The 19552-nt window shown below is 52.7% G+C and carries 20 protein-coding genes; 12 read left to right on the top strand and 8 right to left on the bottom strand.

Annotated features, from left to right (window positions below; genetic code table 11):
- Positions 1–136 precede the first annotated feature (136 nt).
- The 3 genes from KTH_RS21325 to KTH_RS21315 all read right to left on the bottom strand — a co-directional run bounded on the left by KTH_RS21325 (position 137) and on the right by KTH_RS21315 (position 3063).
- Positions 137–805 carry an SOS response-associated peptidase gene (locus tag KTH_RS21325; protein WP_497620997.1) on the bottom strand — a complete coding sequence of 223 codons (669 nt, stop codon included), beginning with the start codon at positions 803–805 and terminating at the stop codon, positions 137–139.
- 81 nt (positions 806–886) lie between these two features.
- Positions 887–1771, bottom strand: a complete 885-nt coding sequence (locus tag KTH_RS21320) for a helix-turn-helix transcriptional regulator (protein WP_497620995.1) — start codon at positions 1769–1771, stop codon at positions 887–889.
- A 104-nt stretch (positions 1772–1875) separates the two neighbouring features.
- A complete protein-coding gene (locus tag KTH_RS21315) occupies positions 1876–3063 on the bottom strand; it encodes a M20 metallopeptidase family protein (RefSeq protein WP_111324095.1) in 1188 nt (395 codons plus the stop codon).
- Positions 3064–3405: 342 nt separating this feature from the next.
- Between KTH_RS21315 and ada the strand changes: the two genes are divergently transcribed.
- Positions 3406–4482 (top strand): bifunctional DNA-binding transcriptional regulator/O6-methylguanine-DNA methyltransferase Ada, encoded by a 1077-nt coding sequence (gene ada, locus KTH_RS21310; RefSeq protein WP_497620993.1) that lies wholly within the window; start codon positions 3406–3408, stop codon positions 4480–4482.
- Between the two features lie 341 nt (positions 4483–4823).
- Complete coding sequence (gene yedA / locus KTH_RS21305; protein WP_497620991.1) at positions 4824–5786, top strand: drug/metabolite exporter YedA; 963 nt, start codon at positions 4824–4826, stop codon at positions 5784–5786.
- 41 nt (positions 5787–5827) lie between these two features.
- On the opposite strand, the gene ychF is transcribed toward yedA, so the two are convergent.
- Together ychF and KTH_RS21295 are read right to left on the bottom strand one after the other, a co-directional pair.
- On the bottom strand, positions 5828–7003 hold the full coding sequence (gene ychF / locus KTH_RS21300) for a redox-regulated ATPase YchF (protein WP_111324098.1): 1176 nt from the start codon (positions 7001–7003) through the stop codon (positions 5828–5830).
- A gap of 176 nt (positions 7004–7179) precedes the next feature.
- Positions 7180–8310, bottom strand: coding sequence for a Gfo/Idh/MocA family protein (locus tag KTH_RS21295; RefSeq protein WP_497620989.1), 1131 nt, complete (start codon positions 8308–8310; stop codon positions 7180–7182).
- 578 nt (positions 8311–8888) lie between these two features.
- On the opposite strand from KTH_RS21295, the gene KTH_RS21290 reads away from it, so the two are divergent.
- From KTH_RS21290 to hemH, 7 genes are all read left to right on the top strand, one after another.
- Positions 8889–9116 (top strand): FmdB family zinc ribbon protein, encoded by a 228-nt coding sequence (locus tag KTH_RS21290; protein ID WP_111324100.1) that lies wholly within the window; start codon positions 8889–8891, stop codon positions 9114–9116.
- Positions 9117–9211: 95 nt separating this feature from the next.
- A complete protein-coding gene (locus KTH_RS21285; RefSeq protein ID WP_111324101.1) occupies positions 9212–9718 on the top strand; it encodes a hypothetical protein in 507 nt (168 codons plus the stop codon).
- 217 nt (positions 9719–9935) lie between these two features.
- On the top strand, positions 9936–10706 hold the full coding sequence (locus tag KTH_RS21280; RefSeq protein ID WP_111324102.1) for a ParA family protein: 771 nt from the start codon (positions 9936–9938) through the stop codon (positions 10704–10706).
- On the top strand, positions 10699–11700 hold the full coding sequence (locus KTH_RS21275; RefSeq protein ID WP_497620986.1) for a ParB/RepB/Spo0J family partition protein: 1002 nt from the start codon (positions 10699–10701) through the stop codon (positions 11698–11700). The genes KTH_RS21280 and KTH_RS21275 overlap by 8 nt, the downstream gene beginning before the upstream one ends.
- A 44-nt stretch (positions 11701–11744) precedes the next feature.
- Positions 11745–12221, top strand: coding sequence for a DinB family protein (locus KTH_RS21270; protein WP_497620984.1), 477 nt, complete (start codon positions 11745–11747; stop codon positions 12219–12221).
- Between the two features lie 212 nt (positions 12222–12433).
- Positions 12434–13495, top strand: a complete 1062-nt coding sequence (gene hemE, locus KTH_RS21265) for a uroporphyrinogen decarboxylase (RefSeq protein ID WP_111324217.1) — start codon at positions 12434–12436, stop codon at positions 13493–13495.
- Positions 13496–13528: 33 nt separating this feature from the next.
- Positions 13529–14467 (top strand): ferrochelatase, encoded by a 939-nt coding sequence (gene hemH, locus KTH_RS21260; RefSeq protein ID WP_246046326.1) that lies wholly within the window; start codon positions 13529–13531, stop codon positions 14465–14467.
- A 40-nt stretch (positions 14468–14507) separates the two neighbouring features.
- Here hemH and KTH_RS21255 read toward each other — a convergent pair whose 3' ends face one another.
- Positions 14508–14948 carry a FixH family protein gene (locus KTH_RS21255; protein WP_497620981.1) on the bottom strand — a complete coding sequence of 147 codons (441 nt, stop codon included), beginning with the start codon at positions 14946–14948 and terminating at the stop codon, positions 14508–14510.
- 482 nt (positions 14949–15430) lie between these two features.
- Here KTH_RS21255 and KTH_RS21250 point away from each other — a divergent pair, with 482 nt between their 5' ends.
- Both KTH_RS21250 and KTH_RS21245 read left to right on the top strand, forming a co-directional pair.
- Positions 15431–15853: a glutamyl-tRNA reductase gene (locus KTH_RS21250; protein WP_111324107.1), complete on the top strand. Its 423-nt coding sequence runs from the start codon at positions 15431–15433 to the stop codon at positions 15851–15853.
- A gap of 105 nt (positions 15854–15958) precedes the next feature.
- On the top strand, positions 15959–16846 hold the full coding sequence (locus KTH_RS21245) for a 4-hydroxy-3-methylbut-2-enyl diphosphate reductase (RefSeq protein WP_497620979.1): 888 nt from the start codon (positions 15959–15961) through the stop codon (positions 16844–16846).
- 166 nt (positions 16847–17012) lie between these two features.
- Here KTH_RS21245 and KTH_RS21240 read toward each other — a convergent pair whose 3' ends face one another.
- The gene (locus KTH_RS21240) at positions 17013–17327 is read right to left on the bottom strand and encodes a hypothetical protein (protein WP_497620977.1); all 315 of its coding nucleotides are present in this window, start codon (positions 17325–17327) and stop codon (positions 17013–17015) included.
- A 270-nt stretch (positions 17328–17597) separates the two neighbouring features.
- The gene (locus KTH_RS21235) at positions 17598–18446 is read right to left on the bottom strand and encodes a bifunctional 5,10-methylenetetrahydrofolate dehydrogenase/5,10-methenyltetrahydrofolate cyclohydrolase (protein ID WP_497620975.1); all 849 of its coding nucleotides are present in this window, start codon (positions 18444–18446) and stop codon (positions 17598–17600) included.
- Between the two features lie 342 nt (positions 18447–18788).
- On the opposite strand from KTH_RS21235, the gene KTH_RS21230 reads away from it, so the two are divergent.
- Positions 18789–19283: a YajQ family cyclic di-GMP-binding protein gene (locus tag KTH_RS21230; protein WP_111324111.1), complete on the top strand. Its 495-nt coding sequence runs from the start codon at positions 18789–18791 to the stop codon at positions 19281–19283.
- Positions 19284–19552: the final 269 nt, after the last annotated feature.

The raw sequence follows: 19552 nt of genomic DNA, 5'->3' as shown, positions 1-19552 counted from the left end.
CTTCTTACCATAGCAAGATGAAATAGCGCTCAATACATTCTCAAGCTGCATTGAGATGTATGAGCATGTGTCAATATATGCACATTATATCGCATAGCCTTTGGGTTGTGGCAACTCGGAGCATGGGGGCCCGGCGCTATTGCACGGTTGCGATCAGCTCCGGGCTATCATAAGCCGGGTTATTGACTTGCCGCGAGACGGGATGCGCCGCCATTTCATCCGAGGCGTAGGGTTTGAGCAGTGAAAGCAATGGCCCGGCCTCGTGAATGGTGGGATCAAGCCAGATATCACGCTCCTCTGGTGTCAGAATGGCGGGCATGCGGTTGTGAATCGGGTTCATAAACTCATTGGCATCGGTGGTGATAATGGTGCAGGTACGAATGATCTCTCCATCGGGGTTTTTCCAGGCATCCCAGAGCCCGGCAAACGCGAAGATATCCTGATCTTTCAACGTGATGTACATGGGGGTCTTGGTTTTGGCCTCTTTTTTCCACTCATAGAAACCATCGGCGACAATCAGGCAGCGCTTATGACCGAGCAAGCGTTTGAAGCTTGGCTTCTCTGCCAGAGTTTCGGCACGTGCATTAATCATTCGTGAGCCAATGCTGAGATCTTTTGCCCAGGAAGGTACCAGACCCCAACGTAACATGTCCAAATGCCGCTCACCATTTTGCATCACTGTCACGATGTTCTGAGTCGGGGCAATATTAAAGCGCGCGCTGTTCTGGAAGGAGGCGGGAACTGTGGCTTGAAACGCTCGCGCAATCGCATTGGCATCTCTGGTTAACGTAAAACGTCCACACATAGGGATGTGCTCCTTTCGCTTGTCTATCTGGTACGACGGTCTCATCAGTATACAGGGAAAAGGACTCTTCTTTCCTGTTCTTTATGAGATACGAAGAAGCGGTAACGAGCGGCTACGCTGCGTTTTTTTGTGGGGGGCAGTCGAAAATTCTTTTTTTTCTTTGGCAACCGACAACGGGAATTCTTTTTTTTGAGGCCCACGCTTTTTTTTATATGAGGCAAGCTGTAGAGCGGGTTCAAAGGGGTAATCGCTACGACGTTTTTTTTCTTTGGTAACCGAAGTTGTGGAACAGTAATGATGCCAGAAGGCCGCCAGATCAAACTGTTCCGGGCGCTGGAATGACTGATCTGTGGGTGCCAGCCGAAGGATAGTATGGAGCGCGATCGCGGTGATCGTCTCGCCCAATTGGCCGACAAGATGCCAGCTCTGCTCTTTCAGTACCAGCCCATAAGGAGCAATGGTTCCAAGCACAAGCGCTCCATCGGGCTCACGATAGAGAAGGCTGAGCCTGTGTTCCTGCCAGAGAGCCTGCTGTATCAGATCGAGATACTGACGCTCCTGTGTCGACTGCTGTGCTGTCGCTGTGTCCAGATGGAAATAGCGGTGTGCCTGTTCTGCCTCGGCGCGTGAGGGATGGGGCAGAGCTGCCGCCAGTTTGAGCATAGCAGAATCTCGTGCCTGTTCCAGTCCGAGGGTATCCAATGGAACCGCTTTTGCTGCCAGGAAGAGGGCTCGTATTTCTGGTGTGGTCAGGCCAGTCAGGCGCGTCTGATAGCCACCAATTAATGAGATGCCGCCACCCGGGCCACGTTCGGTATAGATGGGAACACCGGCAGTGTCGAGGGCTTCAAGGTCCCGATAAATGGTGCGCTCGGATACTTCCAGACGCTGAGCCAGCTCTTGCGCCGTCATACGGCCTTTACTCTGGAGCAGCATGAGGATCGAAAGTAGTCGATCCGCTCGCATAAAGAAGACCTCCCTTGCTGAGTGAGTCACAGGGAAGTGTACCATAGAAAAGTGGAAAATTCCAGAGAAGAGCCGAGAAGAGAGGAGCTCTTCCCGGCAGTTATTTAACGATTGAGGAAAGAAACCGCGGAACGGATCAGGACTTCCGCCGCGATGGGCAGAGCATCCTCATCAAGATTGAAGCGTGGGTGATGATGCGGGAAGGTTGTTTCCTTCTGCTCGTTGCCCATGCCAACCACGAAGTAGCAGCCGGGAACCGCGTCGAGGAAGTAGCCCATATCATCGCTCCCAGTCGTTTGAATGTTCTCGCTGCTGTCAACGTGTTCCTCTCCGACCGTTTCGATGGCTGCGCGATGCACATACTCGGTCATTTCCGGGTTATTGATGCAGGGCGGACAGCCTTCGTGGAAATGCACCTCGCAGGAGCCGCCCATAGCGCTTGCCACCCCATTGATGATCTCGGGAATGCGCTTGAGCAGGTAGGCGCGATGCTCTTTGGTGTAGGCGCGCATCGTGCCGGTCAGCGTGACCTCTTCAGGGATGATATTAAAGGCGGTGCCGCCGTTGATTGTGCCGATGGTGATCACTGCCGGGCTAAATGGAGAGGTCTCGCGGCTAATCAGCGTTTGCAGGGCCTGAATCACATAGGATGAGATCACGATAGGGTCGACGGCTCCATGCGGCATCGCGGCATGTCCACCTTTTCCTTTGATGATAATGTCCATGTGGTCGGCGCTGGCGAAAACGGTTCCTGCTCGCACGCCAACAAGGCCAATCGGGTAGTTGCTGAACAGGTGCAGGCCGATCACGCCATCGACACCCTGCATCACTCCAGCCTCAACCATTGGCTTCGCGCCCCCGATCCGCTCTTCGGCTGGCTGAAAGATAAATTTTACATCTCCCTTCAGTTCGTCCCGGTGCCTGGTCAAAATATCGGCCACAGCCAGCGCAATCGCGGTATGGCCATCATGACCACAGGCATGCATCACTCCATCATTCTGTGAGCGATACTCGACGGTATTTTGCTCGTGGATGGGGAGCGCGTCGATATCGGCACGAATTGCGATGGTGCGCGAGGTATCGCTTCGCTGCCCCCCTTGCAACAGGCCAACAACGCCGGTTTTGGCGATGCCCGTCTGAACCTCCAGCCCAAGCTTTTTGAGGCGCCCGGCAATAATGCCGGATGTTCGCACCTCTTCAAAGGAGAGTTCGGGATGCTCGTGCAGGTCACGACGCATCGCAACCATATCGGGAACGAGCTCATCGATTTCGGCCTTCAGATTCTCGATCATAGCAGCTCCTTCTATAGAGATTATGAAAGCAAGAAGTGGATAGCTGTTTCCCAGCCTGCGTTTTACCATATCCAGTGTGAAGCGCTCGTGTGGTCGAGTGAAAACGCGCACTATCAGTCGGTCACGCGGGAATCCTTTTTCCGTGCTGTAGCAAGGCGTGTTGCGCACGCGCTTTGTTACAGGTAGATGAGCTATCACTTCTTCTGTAACAGACACAATACGGCGAAAAAGCGTACGAGTGTGAACGCAAAATTCGGATAGATATTGTTTGACTGGTGTTCTATCATAGTATCATATTCATTCGGGATGTTGCCTGATCGGGCGTTGAAGGAGGTGCACAGTATGCAAGCGGAAGCATATAGAGCAGATCAGCAAGAGCGATACTGGCAGGCAGTACAGGAAAATGATGTAAGGATGAACGGAGTGTTTGTCTATGCGGTTAAGTCAACTGGCATCTATTGTCTGCCCTCCTGCCCCTCGCGCCTTCCCCGGCGGGAACATGTCGCCTTTTTTGCGGGTCCAGAGGATGCGGAACGGGAGGGATTTCGGCCCTGTCGACGCTGCCAACCAAAGCGTGAGAGCGCAGAGAGCGAGCATATTGCTCTGGTAAAGCGGCTGTGCGCCTATATTCAGGAGCATCTGGAAGAGCCGTTGACGCTTTCTGACCTGAGTGAGCAGGCCCATATGAGCCCCTTCCATTTGCAGCGGGTGTTCAAGCGAGTGATGGGGATAACTCCCTATCAATATGTGGAGGCAAGTCGGATGCGCTATCTGAAGGATCGGTTGAAAGATGGTGAGCAGGTGACGACAGCGCTCTATGAGGCCGGGTTCAGCTCACCAAGTCGCCTCTATGAGCGGAGCGCTGCTCAGATGGGAATGTCGCCCGTAGTGTACAGCAATGGGGGAAAGGGTATGACCATTTCCTATACCCTGGTCTCTTCACCCCTCGGGCGTCTGCTTGTGGCCGCGACAGAGCGTGGCATCTGCGAGGTGCGTATTGGTGAGAACGATGAAGAACTGCTTGCAGGCCTGCGTGCCGATTATGAGGCGGCCCAGATGCAGAAAGATAACGTTGTGCTCACCGAGTGGGTGACGGTACTGCTTCGACATCTGGAAGGCCAGCAGCCTGATCTTCACCTGCCTGTTGATGTGCAGGCAACTGCCTTTCAGTGGAAGGTCTGGAAAGAGCTGCTCAAGATCCCCTATGGAGAGACACGCTCGTACGGAGAGATTGCCCGGGCGCTTGGTGATCCAAAGAAAGCGCGGGCTGTGGCAAATGCCTGTGCCTCAAATCCGGTCGCGCTGGTGATCCCCTGTCATCGAGTGGTGCGCAACAATGGTGCGCCTGGTGGCTATCGTTGGGGGATCAAGCGAAAACAACAGTTGCTTGACCAGGAGCGCCATCACAAAGACGTATAGGCCAATTGGCTCGCATTCTATTCACATTGGCTGTAGGAACCACCTTCAGAATCGGGTACTCTATAGGCATATGTGTTCTAGTTCTGGTACACCGTTCCTGTATGGTATTTACCCGTAGCATTTTTCCCTTTGTCTTTATATTGAAGGTGATCTATGGAGATGCTTTTTGTCCTGTCGTTCTTTCTTCTGCTTGCCCTCGCTGCCCGGATATGGGGTGCTGATAGTCGAGACGGTCTCTGTAGCCCTGAATGGGAGAGAAGGCGCTACTGGCGGGGGTTTGCTGGTAGTTGATAGATCAGGTAGAGTGGAAGTAGATCAATGAGGTAGGTGAAGAAAGTCTGATGAAGAAAGAACCTGGAAATCTGACACTGGCTGGTAATGCGAATAGTACGCTTGAGGTGAGTTCCCGGCTTCAGGAAGCTAGCACGGTGCAAGCAAAACAGGAGCGGCTCCTGATTGGGCTGTCGTTGCTGACGCTCTTTGTGATCTGGGGCTCCACGTATCTTGGAATGCGGATTGCCATCGAGACCTTTCCTCCCTTCTTGATGGCTGGAATTCGCTTTGTGGCTGCGGGCGCGATTCTCTATCTGATCTTGCGGGTACGTGGAGCGCCTGCGCCGACGCTGAAACAATGGGGGGGAGCGGCTATTATTGGTTTCTTCTTGCTTGTTGGAAGTAACGGCCTGGTCTCCTATGCGCAACAATGGGTGGCATCCGGCATATCGGCCATTGCGCTGGCAGCGGTGCCTCTGTACACGGCGCTGATGATGGGCGTATTGGGGCGCTGGCCCACACGCCTGGAGTGGGTGGGGCTCGCGATCGGCTTCTGTGGCGTCGTCCTGCTGAACTTGCAGAAGGGGATCTGGGTGAATCCACAGGGAGCGATTGCCTTGCTGCTAGCTCCTCTTAGTTGGTCACTTGGCTCAGTGCTCTCTACGCGTATCACACTGGCCTCGGGGCTGATGGCAAGCGCGATGCAGATGTTGCTTGGTGGCCTTGAGCAACTGGTGGTGGGCGTTTCGCTTGGCGAGCGCCTGACAAGCTGGCCGACATGGCGTTCGTTGACTGCATTGATCTATTTGATCCTATTCGGGTCACTTGTCGCGTATTGTGCGTATGGCTATCTGTTGCGGAAAGTCCGCCCTGCGCTGGCGACAAGCTATGCATATGTGAACCCCGTTGTCGCCCTGATACTCGGTGTGGGGCTCGCGAACGAGTCGTTTACTCTGATGAGCGCCGGAGCAATGGTCGTGATTCTGCTCGGGGTGGCGCTGGTATCGCTCCGCAAGAAACGAGAAACATAATAAAGTGGCCGGGTGCAAGCTTGCTACCCGGCTTTCTGATCTTATTTGCCCTTGTTGAAGCGGAAGTGGGCAATATCGCCATCTTGAATGACGTAGTCGCGTCCCTCCAGGCGTTGCACGCCTTTTTTGGCGGCAGCGGCAAAGGAGCCACATGCCATAAAGTCGTCAAAGCTGGTAACCTCGGCGCGGATAAAGCCTTTTTCAATATCGGTGTGAATCTTCCCGGCTGCTTCAGGAGCCTTCGCGCCTCTGGTGACGGTCCAGGCGCGCACCTCATCCTCTCCAGCGGTCAGGAAGGTAATCAGGTTCAACAGGCGATAGCCAACCTGAATGACGCGATCAGCACCCAGTTGTGGGAGCCCGAGCGCCTCAAGATACTCGTTGGCCTCCTCCTGCGGCAGCTCATTCAGCTCGGCCTCCAGCTTGGCTGAGACAGCAACAACCTCAGCACCTTCCTCTCTGGCTCGTTGCGCGATCTGGGCAAAGCCTTTGGCCTCGCCCTGGAGTGCATCGATCTGTACATTTTCTCCTGCGCGGATCTTTTCCAACAGCTCGTTCGCGGTTGCCAGCATGTCCTCGCTGGTGTTCAGCACATACATACGGGGCTTCATCGTGAGCAAGAAGAGCTCATTCAGGACAGCCTGATCTTGCTGGCTGAACTCAAGGGTGCGTGCAAGCTGCATGTCTTCCAGGGTCTCCTTGAGGCGCTGCAACAATTCGAGTTCCTGAAGATACTTCTTATCGCCCGATTTGGCGGCTTTTTTCGTGCGCTCAATGCGACGCTCGACGGTGCTCAGATCGGTGAGGGCCAGTTCAGCATTCAGCGAATCGAGGTCGCGGTTCGGATCGATCGTGTTATAGATATGGGGGACGTTCTCATTCGCAAAGGTGCGCAGCACAATTGCAAGTGCATCTGCATTGCGGATATGTCCCAGGAATTCGGGGCTCAGGCCTTCTTGTTTGTCTTTCCCGGCGGCTCCTGCCTGTCCCATACCAGCAACATCGACAAACTCGACGGTCGTATATGTCTTCTTCTTTGGCTGAAAGATTTCTGCCAGAGCGTCAACGCGTGGATCAGGTACCGGGACCACTGCAAGGTTTGCCTGAACTGTTGTTGTGGCGTAGCCGCTGATCGGGGCGTTCGATTTGGTTAACGCATTGAAGAGCGTTGTTTTTCCGCTTTGCGGCAAGCCGATGATACCGATTGTAAGAGCCATAAGTGTCCCTTCTTTAGAATATCTGAAACCATGAAAACGAGTATGCTATATCGGGAGGTTTTTCGTAACGCCCCCTATTGTACTATCTTTGCCCTGATTGTGGTACATCTTCGGGAAAGCGGCTCATGTAGCAAGGGAAGCGGGAGAGGCGCTAGCCTGACCTCTCCTCCTGCACCTTATTCGTTTTCGACCTCGACCCGCGTGCCTGTCTGGGCGGCTTTCAGCGCAGCTTCAATCACAGACTGGACATGGAAGCCCTGAACGAAGTCGGGATCATAGGGCTCATGGTTGACCGTCTTGCGGATAAACTGGGCCATACTATCGATATAAAAGCGCATCTCGCCAACCGGAATATCAGCACCCGGCACAATCGCCCCCGGATAATTCTGGAAGGTGGGAATAGCCAACCAGCCGCGCTCATCAGAGGGCATACGCTTTTCGGCAAGATACAGATAGTTCGGGTTGGTCACGGACCAGCGCAGGCTGCCCTCACTGCCATAGATCTCAATGGAGATATCATTGATGGAGCCGGTGATCAGGCGACCGGACTCGATGGTTCCGATGCCGCCATCTGGCAACTCTGCTTGAATGATAATATGGTCATCGGTGTCAATCGGGGTGCGTTCAGCACTTCCTTTTGCCACCGGACGCTCTTTAATAAAGGTGCGAGCCTGTGCTGTCAGGCGCGCGGGCTTGCCTATCAGCCAGAGAACAAGGTCTGCAATGTGAGGAACCAGATCGTTGCTGACGCCGCCACCGCTGGTCTTCATGCTGCCCTTCCAGCGCAGCGGCTTCTCCGGGTCGATATAGCTCGGGCGATAATAGACCGCGCGGAACGCGTAGATATCGCCAATGCGCCCCGCCTCAATAACCTTCTTCGCATACGCCATTGCGGGGCTGTGGCGCAAGTTGAAGCAGATCTGGCCGTTTCGGTTGCGCTTGCGAGCCTCTGCAACAATCTCACGAGCCTCGGCCAGATTATTGGCTAGTGGCTTATCTGCATAGATGGCTTTATCGGTTTGCAGTGCCGCTAGAAGCATCTCGCGGTGAAGGTGATGGGGCGGTGCGATGATGACAGCGTTAATATCGTCGCTGTTAAGTAGCTCCCGATAATCGGTTGTGTAGCGCTGAAATCCATATTGTTCAACAGCCGCCTTGCCGCTTTTCTCGCTGGTGGTGGCAACGGCGACCAGATCAACCGGAGGGAGCTCAGGATAGTAGAGGCCAGCGCTACGAATGGCTGCCGTGTGCAGTTTGCCAATACCATACCCGATCAGACCGATACGGAAGCGATCGTATTCAGGCATATTCTCTCTTCTTCCTCTCTCTCTAGTGTATCGAGCAGACAGTTTTCTTTCTATTGTATCCTCTTTCCTTTATGAGAGAAAGCAGAACGCAAGATCCCTCAACCCGGGGAGGGAAGAGGGATCTTGCTGAAGGCCCGTGCGGTTCGTGTTAGTCTAGCAGATACTGAAACAGGAGTAACGCAAGCGTACTCAGTGTGACGACAAAAAGAATAAGAATGATGAAGAGAAGCAATCGTACTGTATATCTATGCTTTGTTGAGAGAAATGACATCTCTTCCTCTTTGAGAAGTTCCGTAGAGATTTTCTGCTATTGACTATGCATATTGAGAAAAGGCATCTATCCACAACACTCAACCTCCTACATAGAAAGTATGGAATTTTTTGGCGTGAAATACTGTGAAATACATCACAGGAAATGAGTGAAATTGCTTACATAGTGTAAGATTATGCTTCCTGCCTGCGATGCGCGTGTGTGGACGGAATCATTCACACGTTTTTGCCTTGACGAGAGGTAGGTCAGCAACTACAATATTTTTGTAGCGACGAGTTCCCCATAGTGAATGGAGGTCATACTACTTATGCCACTTTACGAGTATTATTGTTCTGATTGCCGTTCAAAGTTTGAGCTTCTGGTAAGCCATAAGCATGCTGATGATGTGGTCTGCACCAAATGCCATAGCGAAAACGTTCGCCGAATGCTTTCCCTTTTTGCGGCTCGTGCGGGAAACAGCGAGGGTGATTTTGACGATTACGCGCCTTCGATGGGCAGTTGTGCCTGTGGCGATGGAGGCTGTGGCTGCCACTAGTCCCGAAAGAAGGATATTGAAGCGTCTGGCACGTTGATGAACGGGCGCGAGGAGCCTGAATGTGCTGACGCTTGTACAGGGATGGATATCTTCCTATGTTCAATAAGACAAGTTATCGTCGAGGTATTATCGAAGGCGTTATTCTGTATACGCTTGGTCGGCTTGGATCATTAATCAGCCCCGTGGTATTTCCCGGGTGGCTTTTTTTGATCCTGCCGTTGATATTCCTTGTGCTACAATATGTGATTGCTCCTGTCTGGGCAACGCGGCGAATCGCCTCGACAAAGCGTGAGCGCTTGAGTAAGCGTTTCTGGCTGCTTGGTCCACGAATGGCGCTTATCTGTTTTGGAATTGACCTTGTGCTCTCTTTATGCGTGGGCTTGCCGACAGGCCCCTTTGGGGTGCAGCTTGGCCCCGGGATTATGCGGCTGATGAGTCATGGCAAAGAGGCGCTTACATGGCTTGATTTCGCGGGGACTGAAGTGCGCTCGTTGGTCACGCTCCTGGCTTTTTATGTCATGGCGGTGGTCTGCTCACGTCTGGCAATGGGCGGCTTCCTGCGCTTTACGATGCCAGCAGGGGGGAACCGGGTTACGCTCTAGGTCTCCCCTTTTCTCTCTCTTTTTCTCCTGTCAGGACCGTATCGTTTGTAAAAACGGTTAGATGCTCTCCTGTGTCGTTCAAAGGTAGCAGGCAAGTTTTCCCTGTACACCGGGACTTCTTGCTTACAACTGGACCATTTGTTACAATGTCGAACAGAGAGTGTCTTCCTGATTATTTTCCTCTGGCAAGGCGAAACGGAAGGGACGGTAGCAACCCGTGTCAAAAGTATATGCGATTACCAATCAAAAAGGTGGCGTCGGCAAGACGACCACTGCAATCAATCTGGCTGCGTATCTGGCCGCCGCGGGACGCCGCGTTTTGCTAGTTGATATAGATCCACAGGCAAACACTTCGAGTGGAATTGGCGTTTCAAAGAAACGACGGAAACATACTATTTATGACTTGCTGATCCAGCAAGATGAGAAACTGTCTATCTTTGATGTCATCGTGCCCGGTTCGCGTCGTGAATTGGTCGTTGCTCCCTGCACGGTTGATCTGGCGGCTGCTGAGATCGAACTGGTGGGAGCTATTGCGCGTGAAAGCCGCCTTCGCCAGGTCTTAGAGCCCATTCGTGAGCGTTGCGACTATATCATTATCGATTGTCCTCCGTCGCTTGGCCTGTTGACGATTAATGCTCTGGTTGCTGCTGATGGCATTTTGATCCCCATTCAGTGTGAGTATCTCGCGCTTGAGGGGTTGACGCAGTTATTGAATACCGTGAACATTGTCAAAAGTAAGTTGAATCCATCGTTGTATATTGCGGGTGTGGTGCTGACAATGTTTGATCCGCGCACCCGGTTGGCTGGTGAGATTGTGCGCGAGGTTCGTAATTATTTCCCGAAAGAGGCTTTTCAAACGATTATTAACCGCAGTGTGCGCTTGAGCGAAGCCCCAAGCTTCGGTCAGCCCATTCTTGATTATGATCCTACGTCGCCCGGCGCTCTGGCCTATCGCGCACTCGCTGAGGAGGTTATGGCTCGTGGCTAAGCAGAAATTCGGCCTGGGGCGCGGCCTGGATGCGCTCATCTCCGGCGCATCTGAAGTGATATCGGCACAGCAGCAATCTGGACAGGCCGCTTCGGATGCACTCCCTCTTCTCCCCATTGAGAGTATTATTCCCAATCCCCAACAGCCGCGTCGGACATTGCGTGATGATGACCCGCGACTGTTAGAGTTAAGCTCTTCTATTAAAGAGCATGGACTGCTGCAACCCATCGTCGTGAAGCGCCTTGAGCAGGCAGACTCAGAGGCAGCTCCCCCTGCATGGTTCTCGGCCGCTGAGGAGCAGCCGCAGAGTGAGCCAGAGCAACCGGCGCCCCAATATCAGATTATTGCCGGTGAAAGACGCTGGCGAGCGGCTCGTCTGGCTGGATTAAAGCAAGTTCCGGTGGTGATTAAAGAGGTCACGCCACAGCAGATGCTGGAATTAGGGCTGATCGAGAATATTCAGCGGTCCGATCTGAACCCGATTGAGGAGGCTCTGGCCTATCAGACCTTGATTCAGGAGTATGGCCTGACACAGGAGAAGGTCGCGCGCCAGGTGGGAAAGGATCGCTCAACTATCGCGAACTCCCTGCGGCTGTTGCAGTTGCCTGAAAAGATCCGCGAGGCGCTTGTTACGATGCCCGATACCTTCACTGAAGGGCATGCCCGGGCCCTGCTTGGCCTTGCCAACGAAGAAGATCAGCTTGCGGTCATGAATCAGGTGATCTCGCTCCGCATGAGTGTACGCCAGACCGAGGAACTGGTTGCCAGAATGAAGCAGGTACAGGAGGTCGCTTCAGAGGTCAAGCCCGCTTCCCTATCAGAGCAGCGAGCTGCGGAGCTTGAAACCTGGGAAGAGCAGTTTCGCAATGCTCTGATGGTCAAGGTTGAGCTGAAGTGCAATCAAAAAGGCAAGGGGACACTGGTCCTACATTTTAATGATCAGGATGAGCTGGAGCGCCTGTACAATCGGATCCTCAATCGAGGACAGGAGTAAGCGCGAACACGTTGTTCTGTTGAGGGAAGTGTGAGGTGTATGGAGTGGGTGAGAGACCATTTGAACTGGTTCGTGGCAAACTGGTATCCGCGCGCATTGAAGTGCTGGCTCAGTTAGCGAAATTCTCGCGTGAAGAACAAGCGTTGCGTCCTGCAAGGGGGAAGTGGACACCCTTGCAGGTTGCCAACCATCTCTATATCTGTGATGGGCTGATTCTAACCCAGATGCGGCGTGTGCAAAGTGAAGAGAACCCGCTGCTCCCTGCAATAGAGGAAGATGCTTCTACCTTCTACGAACCCCCTGATATTCCTTTAACCCCCGAAGTTGTGTTGAACGGGATGGCGGCCCGTCGTGAGGAACTCTATCATTACCTTTCTACATTGCCTGCGGAGGTCTGGCGGCGCCCATTTCGCCACCCCGAATGGGGGCAATGTGCCTTCTATCAGTTGATCGATTTTCTGATTGACCACGATCAACTGCATGCACACCAATTGGTCGCGATGAAAGCTGCTCGCCAGTAGGAGGGCGGCCTTGCTTCCCTTCTCGAAATCTTTGTAAAAAGTGAATTTGAGATAGAGGTTTATGAAGATTTTGGTAGATTTCCTGTTGTCAAAAGCGATCACTCCACGCTATTATATGTGAGAGAAAGAAAGTTGAGGGTCCAGGAGCGTAATCGGTCAGGCAAACCGGTTTCTCTGCAATGCATGGACCCCGGAAAATGAAGGTTTATCGTATGCAAGAAGGACAGAAAACACCGCATACCGGCGTGGCTCGCTTTATGGCTGCATGCCGTCGTGAACAGCCGGATATGACCCCTGTATGGTTTATGCGTCAGGCCGGGCGCTGTCTGGCTGAATATCGCGAGATGCGACGCAAATATGACATTCTCTATATGGCGAAAAATCCAGAACTGGCCACTGAAGTCACGTTGATGCCAATCAAAACCTTAGGTGTGGATGCGGCTGTGCTCTATGCTGATATCATGTTGCCGCTTGAAGGAATGGGAATCTCCCTGGAAATCCAGCCAGAAGTGGGCCCGATTATTCATAATCCGGTGCGCTCGCTCAAGGATGTGGAGGCGTTGCGGGTTATCAAAGCGGAGGAGAGTGTTCCTTATGTGCTGGATGCACTGCGCCTGGTACGCCGTGAGCTTGATGGTAAACAGGCGGTCATCGGTTTCTCTGGAGCTCCGTTCACCCTGGCCTGTTATATGATCGAGGGAAAGCCCTCTCGCGATTATGGGCTTGCCAAGTCGTTGATGTATGGGCAGCCGGAAATCTGGGACGCCTTGATGAACAAGCTCAGCGATGTGGTTGCCGATTATCTCGTCGCTCAGGTGCGAGCAGGTGCCCAGGTCGTTCAGCTCTTCGATAGCTGGGTAGGAGCGGTCAGCCCGAGTGTGTATCGACGCGCTATCCTGCCGTATACCCGTCGTATCTTTGAGACTGTTAAGGCTCAGACCGATGTGCCCACGATCCATTTCGGCACTGGTACAGCGGCCCTGCTGGAAGCGATGACGGAGGCAGGAGGCGATGTCATCAGCGTTGATTGGCGGGTTGACCTGGATGATGCATGGAAACGCATTGGTTATGATCATGGCATTCAGGGGAACCTTGATCCAACCCTGCTGCTTGCTGATTGGTCTGCTGTTGAGGCAGGCGTCAAAGATATTCTGCGGCGTGCAGAGAACCGCCCTGGCCATATCTTTAACCTCGGTCACGGAGTGCTGGCCCAAACTGAGCCGGACCGCCTGCGCCGCCTGGTTGATACTGTCCATGAAATGAGCAGACGATAAAAGACGCTCTTGTTGAATTGAAGAAGGTTGTATATGAAACAGATAGGCGTTCTGTTGATGACCTATGGCTCGCCCGAGCGCTATGACGATGTTCCGGCATTTATGAAGAATGTGTATGGCGGGCGTGAGCCTTCTCCTGAACTGGTCGCCGAGTTTCGGCGGCGTTATGAACTGATTGGTGGTTCTCCGCTGGTTCGGATTACGCGTGAGCAGGCTGCTGCTTTGCAGGAAGAACTGAACAGCCAGAGTACAGACGGCACCCGCTATCATGTCGGGGTTGGTATGCGCTTCTCTCCGCCGTTTATTACCGATGCTGTCCCTGAGGTAGCGGCGGATGTACAGACTCTGGTCGGGTTGGTGATGTCGCCACAATTCTCGCCAATTATCATGAATGGCTATGTACGGACACTGGAAGACGCAGTAGCCGATCTGGAGCGTTCAGATCTTTCGCTGAAGATTGCTCGTGACTGGCACCTGCAACCATACTTTATTGAGGCGACGGCCCGCCGTGTGAAGCAGGCGCTTGAACAGTTCCCGGCAGAGATTCGCGAGAAAGTACCCGTGCTGCTCTCCGCCCATAGCATGCCGAAGCGCGTTGTTGAGAACGAGCCCGACTATATCAACGCCTTAAAGGAGACTGCCGCAGCGGTGGCGCAAAAAGCTGGTCTGGCTAATGATCGCTGGATGTTCTGCTATCAGAGTGCCGGACACACCCCTGAAGAGTGGCTCAAGCCAGACTTCGCTGACCTGATGCCTGAACTCAAGCAGGCAGGTCACACGCATGTCTTGATCGCCCCGGTACAGTTTCTGGCCGACCATCTGGAAATTCTCTACGATATTGAGGTTGGAGCCCGCGAACAGGCTGAAGAACATGGGCTGGTCTTTGCACGGACCGAATCGCTGAACACAGATCCGCTCTTTATTAAGGCCCTGGCCGCAGTGGTACAGGAGACGCTGACCGCGAACAGCTAGAACAAGATATTTGATGCCGCTCTCATTGCAGAGCGGCTTTTTATTGTGCGGTGATTTCAAAGGTGACGGTGATCGGTTGCTCTCCCGGAATAGCGATGCGGGTATGTAAGAGCCAGGGACCACTCATCGAGAAGCGAAAGTGGGCAAGGTACTGATTGTTGTTCTGGCTTTGAGCTTCAAGCGGCGTTGTGCCCATATCCATTGCTTGCATTGTTGCTTCGAGCGTGATGCGCGCGTTGGTGATTGGCTGCTGCTCGCGTAGCACTTGCAGGGCAAGTGTGGCTTCTCGGGATGGCGTGGGCGGATTTGGATCAACCTGTAAGCGGATCAGGTATGGGCCACTGTGCGCCTCTTGAACTGCCGGTGAGGGAGCAGTGGTATGAGGCGTTTCCATGTTCGAGACCCAGGCCCCAAACCCGCTCATCACGGCGAGAAAGAGCACGCCTGCCAGCAGGATCAGGAGTTTTCGTTTTCGCTGCATATAGTTTTTCTCTTCTGGTTCTGATTGATTTCTGCTTTTCAGAGTATCTCAATGGAAGGGGAGGACGCAAGAGGCCGGCGTTGTACGCCAAAAACGAAAGGTGGGTCACGCTTTCTCACCCTCGCACAAAGAGAACCATTCTTGCCATTTCGCGGTCAAAGCACACAATGAAAGGGCAAGTGTTCTACTATCTTCTGTGGCGAGGGCGAAGCGCGACCCACCCGGTTAATGATTCTGCTATTTCTCTGTAAAAATACGTTCGGCTCTCTCTACAAATCTATTATAGCGTATTTCGACAAATTTTGAAAGGGTGAGGGAGCCAAAAAAGGAGAAAGCAGCGAAATAAGGTGAATACCCGATGACAGGTAATGTGACTATGCTATAGTATGAAAAACTGTCCTATCAACTGTTATTGCCAGGTCAAAGAACGATGCTTGGGATGGCACCAGTTAGCTAGAAAATGTGATAGGAGAAGGCATTATATGCATGACATCGCGCCAGAGGTGGTCTCAATAGCGGAAGCTTGCCTCGGTGGTCTGCAAGGTCGTTCAGCATTACTGATCGGGCCGAAGGAACGTCGCTGTCCGTTTATTGCACTGTTGCAAAGATCTCGCATGAAATCAATCTATCAGGAAGACACGCCGGTTCGTGTCCCTTTGTTGTTGCCTCAGGTTGAGCTTGTGATCAGCACTCCCTCGATGGCTGAGAGAGAAGCGGACAACTGGTTAAGCGCTGCCAGCATTGCAAAAGGTTGTGAGGGTCGGCATTCGCCATTGTTGATTTTCGATTTAGCGGCCTCTTCCTCGGTTGAAGAACTGGTGGGTTTGTTGCCACCGGTGTGCCTGTATACGCCTGATGATCTGCGTCAAATTCTGAGTAGAAGGCGGGAGATGAAAGCGTCTTGAATTTGTGGTACACTCGGGATAATTCTTGCAATCTAAGGTAGACACCTTAAGGTATTGGGATGGCATGACCATCTCTCTATGTTATAGATCGAGATAGAGGACGCAATGGAAGTAATCAAAATCTCTCCTCGTGGCTATTGTTATGGTGTAGTAGATGCCCTGACGATCGCGCGTAAGGCCGCTAAGGATACGACACTTCCCAGACCTATCTATATTATTGGTCAAATTATTCATAATCGCCACGCTATTGAAGAGCTCTCGGAGATGGGAGTGATAACGCTCGATGGTCCAAACCGTCTGGCAATTCTGGAACAGGTGCAGGAAGGCACCGTTATTTTTACCGCTCATGGTGTCTCTCCCCAGGTGAAGCAGCGAGCTCAGGAGCGCGGCTTACATTGTATCGATGCGACCTGCCCGGATGTAACGGTGACGCATAATCTGGTGAAAAAGCTGGTAGCCCGAGGTTTCTATATTTTATATATCGGCAAAAAAGGTCATCCAGAGCCTGAAGGCGTCATGGGAGAGATTCCCGGCCATATCAGTCTGATTGAGACAGAAGCCGATGTTGATGCGCTGCAACTTACACCCGAGCAGGCGCAGAAGATCGCGGTTTCTACCCAGACCACGCTCTCATTATGGGATACACAGCGGGTGATTCGCTATATCAAGGACAAGTATCCACAGGCCGAGGTGCATGTTGATATCTGCAATGCCACGCAGAAGCGACAGGAAGCCGTTGCGGAGCAGGCAAAAGGCGCTGAATTGACGATTGTCGTTGGCGATCCACGCAGCAACAATACCAATCGGCTGGTTCAGGTGTCACAGGAGCTTGCCGGAGTGCCAGCCGTGCGTATTGAGGATCTCTCACAACTGGATGTCAGCCTGTTGAAAGGCAAGAAGCGAGTCGCGGTTACTGCCGGAGCATCAACGCCAAGTCAGTTGACGCGTGAGGTTATCCGTTTTCTGGAACAGTATCCAGCGGAAGAGGCCTGAAAAAAAGCGGAGAGTGTTTCACGTGAAACACTCTCCATTCTTTTGTGCGTTTCTCGGGAAAGCGGTTGGATGACGATAAAATAAGGGCGATCCGCTTTTTGAGTTGCCCTTTCTTGCATAGCCGAAAAATAAACGTTCACTGACAAAGGGCACTGATCGAGAATACTTATTGACGGCACGCCTCGATGATCTGCATGGCCTGTTCACGGGCGCCGAGCTCGGTGAGTGTGACAAGCTGCTGAAAGATGGCGTGGCTGAGCAGGTTGCTGCGCTCTTCATATTCGTCTGCCTGCAACGAGATCTTGTTCTGTTCAAGCTTGCGCTGCTTCAGGGCGAAGAAAGCCAGGCGAAGAAGCTCAAAATTGCGAATCTGCTCCCCTGACTTGAGCTGACTGCTATCCGGTAAATGTGAGATACTGAGCGGAGCCAGATCTTCTTCTGTGATATTGGGTTGAGTTGTCGTTCCGGGCTGTTGGGTCATGCCTGTTCCCCCCTTTTCCTGATAAACTGAGTACGCCACTACCGTCGTTACTCTAGACTCTACCATGAGAAATCCAGCATTACAAGAGTATGCCTGAGTATCAGCAGCAGATAAGAGGAAAGAGACCGTCTGCGCCGGCTTCGAGAATCATTATTCGCGTCGTATCAGTCTGTTTCTAAGGCCATGCGGAGAGAGACCCCGCTTTTTCTCACTCTGGACAACAGCCGGGGTAGTACTTTTGGAATATTTGCTTCGGATCAGGCGGAGATATTATTCCGGGATGCCCGGACCGAGCAAGGTATGGCGTAACAGTGTCAGATGGATGATCGGTCCCAGGCCACCGGGAACCGGAGTCAGGAACGAGGCGACCTCCCGAACGTGCTCCGCATCGACATCGCCAACAATGCGACCCTCAACCGGATTGATGCCTGCATCAAAAACGATAGCGCCCGGCTTGAGCATCTCGGCGGTCAGAAAATGCGGGCGCCCGACGCTCACCACCACGATATCAGCGCTTCTGGTGATGCGGGCAAGGTCTTTGGTCCGCGAGTGGCAGATGGTCACGGTGGCGTCCTGCCCGAGCAGGGCAAGTGCTATCGGTTTTCCCCCAATATTGCTTCGCCCGATAATTACTGCATGCTTTCCTTGAACCGGGATCCGCGCGTCTCGGATGACCTGTAAAAGCGCATCAGCAGTTGAAGGGACAAAGTTTGGAAATCCGAGTAGCAGGTTGCCAGCATTGCGGGGCCCCAGACCATCAACATCTTTTTCAACAGGGAAGACGTCAGTAATGGCTTGCTGGCGGATATGCTCGGGGAGTGGGAGGAGCAGGAGCACACCGTTGATCGTGGGATCGCGCATGAGTGTAATCAGGTATTGACGTAGCTCGGCTTCGGTGGTCGCGAAAGGGAGAGCAAGCGTCAGGCTGTTCATGCCAATGTGGTAACAGGCATGCTCAAGCTGCTGACGGTAGACCTCCGCCGCATCGGCTTGTCCTACAATCACCTGGGCCAGACGAGCGGCACGCCTGTGCTGCTGTTGAAAACGCTGTGCCTCGTGACGCAGTTCAGTGAACAGATGATGGGCTAATGGCCTGCTATCATAGATTGTGGCTTCCATAAGGCAGACCTCCTTTCCTGGTGCAGCTTCTTAATCATTATATAGAGAAGCTCGGAGAGGTATCGAGTCTCCCGATAGCGTTTTTTTATGATAGGAGAGGTGAAATAGGCTTTCTCTATCGTAAGGTGTTCTTCTTGTGAAAATGTGCCAGATATCACCAGAATGTACCCTCTTGGGGGAGGAGAGTGGCAATCATGAGAGAAATGAGTTACAATGCCTCCAAAAGAAGACAGGACAATGAAGCCTCAAGACTGACTCTTTTGTGAATGAACAATTCCTCTCTTTCCAGTTCTTATGACGGGCCTCTTTGTTCTGATGCTGGAAGTAAAAGAAAGGGAACTCATGGCTTCCGAGTGTTCTTTTGATATAGTATCACAGTTTGATGAACAGGAGCTGGTGAATGCTCTGGATCAAGCGCAGCGAGAAATAAAGACGCGCTATGACCTGAAGGATACCGATACCCAGATTGAGCATAACAAGGATACCGTGACAATTGTGACGGCTAATGCACTGGCTCTGAAGAGTGTTCGCGATATTATTGAGTCAAAAGCCGTGCGGCGTGGGCTCTCGCTCAAGATCTTCAAGTTTGGGAAAGAAGAACAGGCCGCCGGTGGTCGCGTGCGCCAGACCGCGCAATTGCAGCAGGGGATCACACAGGATCAGGCGAAGGAACTGAGCAAGTTCATCCGGGAGAAATTCCCGAAGGTCAAGCCGCAGATTCAGGGACAGGCTGTGCGCGTAAGCAGCAAGAGTCGCGATGAGTTGCAGGCGGTGATCACGATGCTCAAAGAGAAGGATTATCCGATCGCGTTGCAGTTTACCAATTATCGCGGGTAACGCTCTACGGGTAAGGTCTGTAGATAGGAAAAGAACGCGAACAGCATAGACGTTCTTTTTGTGGGTGGAAGGGATGGGGTGGGGGGCATCTCTGGTTGTGTTTAAACTACTACAATAGCGTATATTCCGGTTTTTTCTAAGTCGCAGGTACTTTAGTACCAAAACGAGTGTCCAGGAGGGGGAATTGTAGTACCCTGATTTTTGATTAGACCAAGCCTGCTAATACACCTGAGTGTAGAAATCCTTTTGTTTTGTGCGTACAAGCGCTC

The organism is Thermosporothrix sp. COM3, from assembly GCF_059696735.1.
Note: the sequence above shows the minus strand (reverse complement) of the source record. Positions and strands in the feature narration are given on the sequence as shown.

Coding starts and splice junctions, on each gene's coding strand:
- KTH_RS21325 (WP_497620997.1), bottom strand. CDS start 805: ATGTGTGGACGTTTTACGTTAACCAGAGATGCCAATGCGATTGCGCGA.
- KTH_RS21320 (WP_497620995.1), bottom strand. CDS start 1,771: ATGCGAGCGGATCGACTACTTTCGATCCTCATGCTGCTCCAGAGTAAA.
- KTH_RS21315 (WP_111324095.1), bottom strand. CDS start 3,063: ATGATCGAGAATCTGAAGGCCGAAATCGATGAGCTCGTTCCCGATATG.
- ada (WP_497620993.1), top strand. CDS start 3,406: ATGCAAGCGGAAGCATATAGAGCAGATCAGCAAGAGCGATACTGGCAG.
- yedA (WP_497620991.1), top strand. CDS start 4,824: ATGAAGAAAGAACCTGGAAATCTGACACTGGCTGGTAATGCGAATAGT.
- ychF (WP_111324098.1), bottom strand. CDS start 7,003: ATGGCTCTTACAATCGGTATCATCGGCTTGCCGCAAAGCGGAAAAACA.
- KTH_RS21295 (WP_497620989.1), bottom strand. CDS start 8,310: ATGCCTGAATACGATCGCTTCCGTATCGGTCTGATCGGGTATGGTATT.
- KTH_RS21290 (WP_111324100.1), top strand. CDS start 8,889: ATGCCACTTTACGAGTATTATTGTTCTGATTGCCGTTCAAAGTTTGAG.
- KTH_RS21285 (WP_111324101.1), top strand. CDS start 9,212: ATGTTCAATAAGACAAGTTATCGTCGAGGTATTATCGAAGGCGTTATT.
- hemE (WP_111324217.1), top strand. CDS start 12,434: ATGCAAGAAGGACAGAAAACACCGCATACCGGCGTGGCTCGCTTTATG.
- hemH (WP_246046326.1), top strand. CDS start 13,529: ATGAAACAGATAGGCGTTCTGTTGATGACCTATGGCTCGCCCGAGCGC.
- KTH_RS21255 (WP_497620981.1), bottom strand. CDS start 14,948: ATGCAGCGAAAACGAAAACTCCTGATCCTGCTGGCAGGCGTGCTCTTT.
- KTH_RS21250 (WP_111324107.1), top strand. CDS start 15,431: ATGCATGACATCGCGCCAGAGGTGGTCTCAATAGCGGAAGCTTGCCTC.
- KTH_RS21245 (WP_497620979.1), top strand. CDS start 15,959: ATGGAAGTAATCAAAATCTCTCCTCGTGGCTATTGTTATGGTGTAGTA.
- KTH_RS21240 (WP_497620977.1), bottom strand. CDS start 17,327: ATGACCCAACAGCCCGGAACGACAACTCAACCCAATATCACAGAAGAA.
- KTH_RS21235 (WP_497620975.1), bottom strand. CDS start 18,446: ATGGAAGCCACAATCTATGATAGCAGGCCATTAGCCCATCATCTGTTC.
- KTH_RS21230 (WP_111324111.1), top strand. CDS start 18,789: ATGGCTTCCGAGTGTTCTTTTGATATAGTATCACAGTTTGATGAACAG.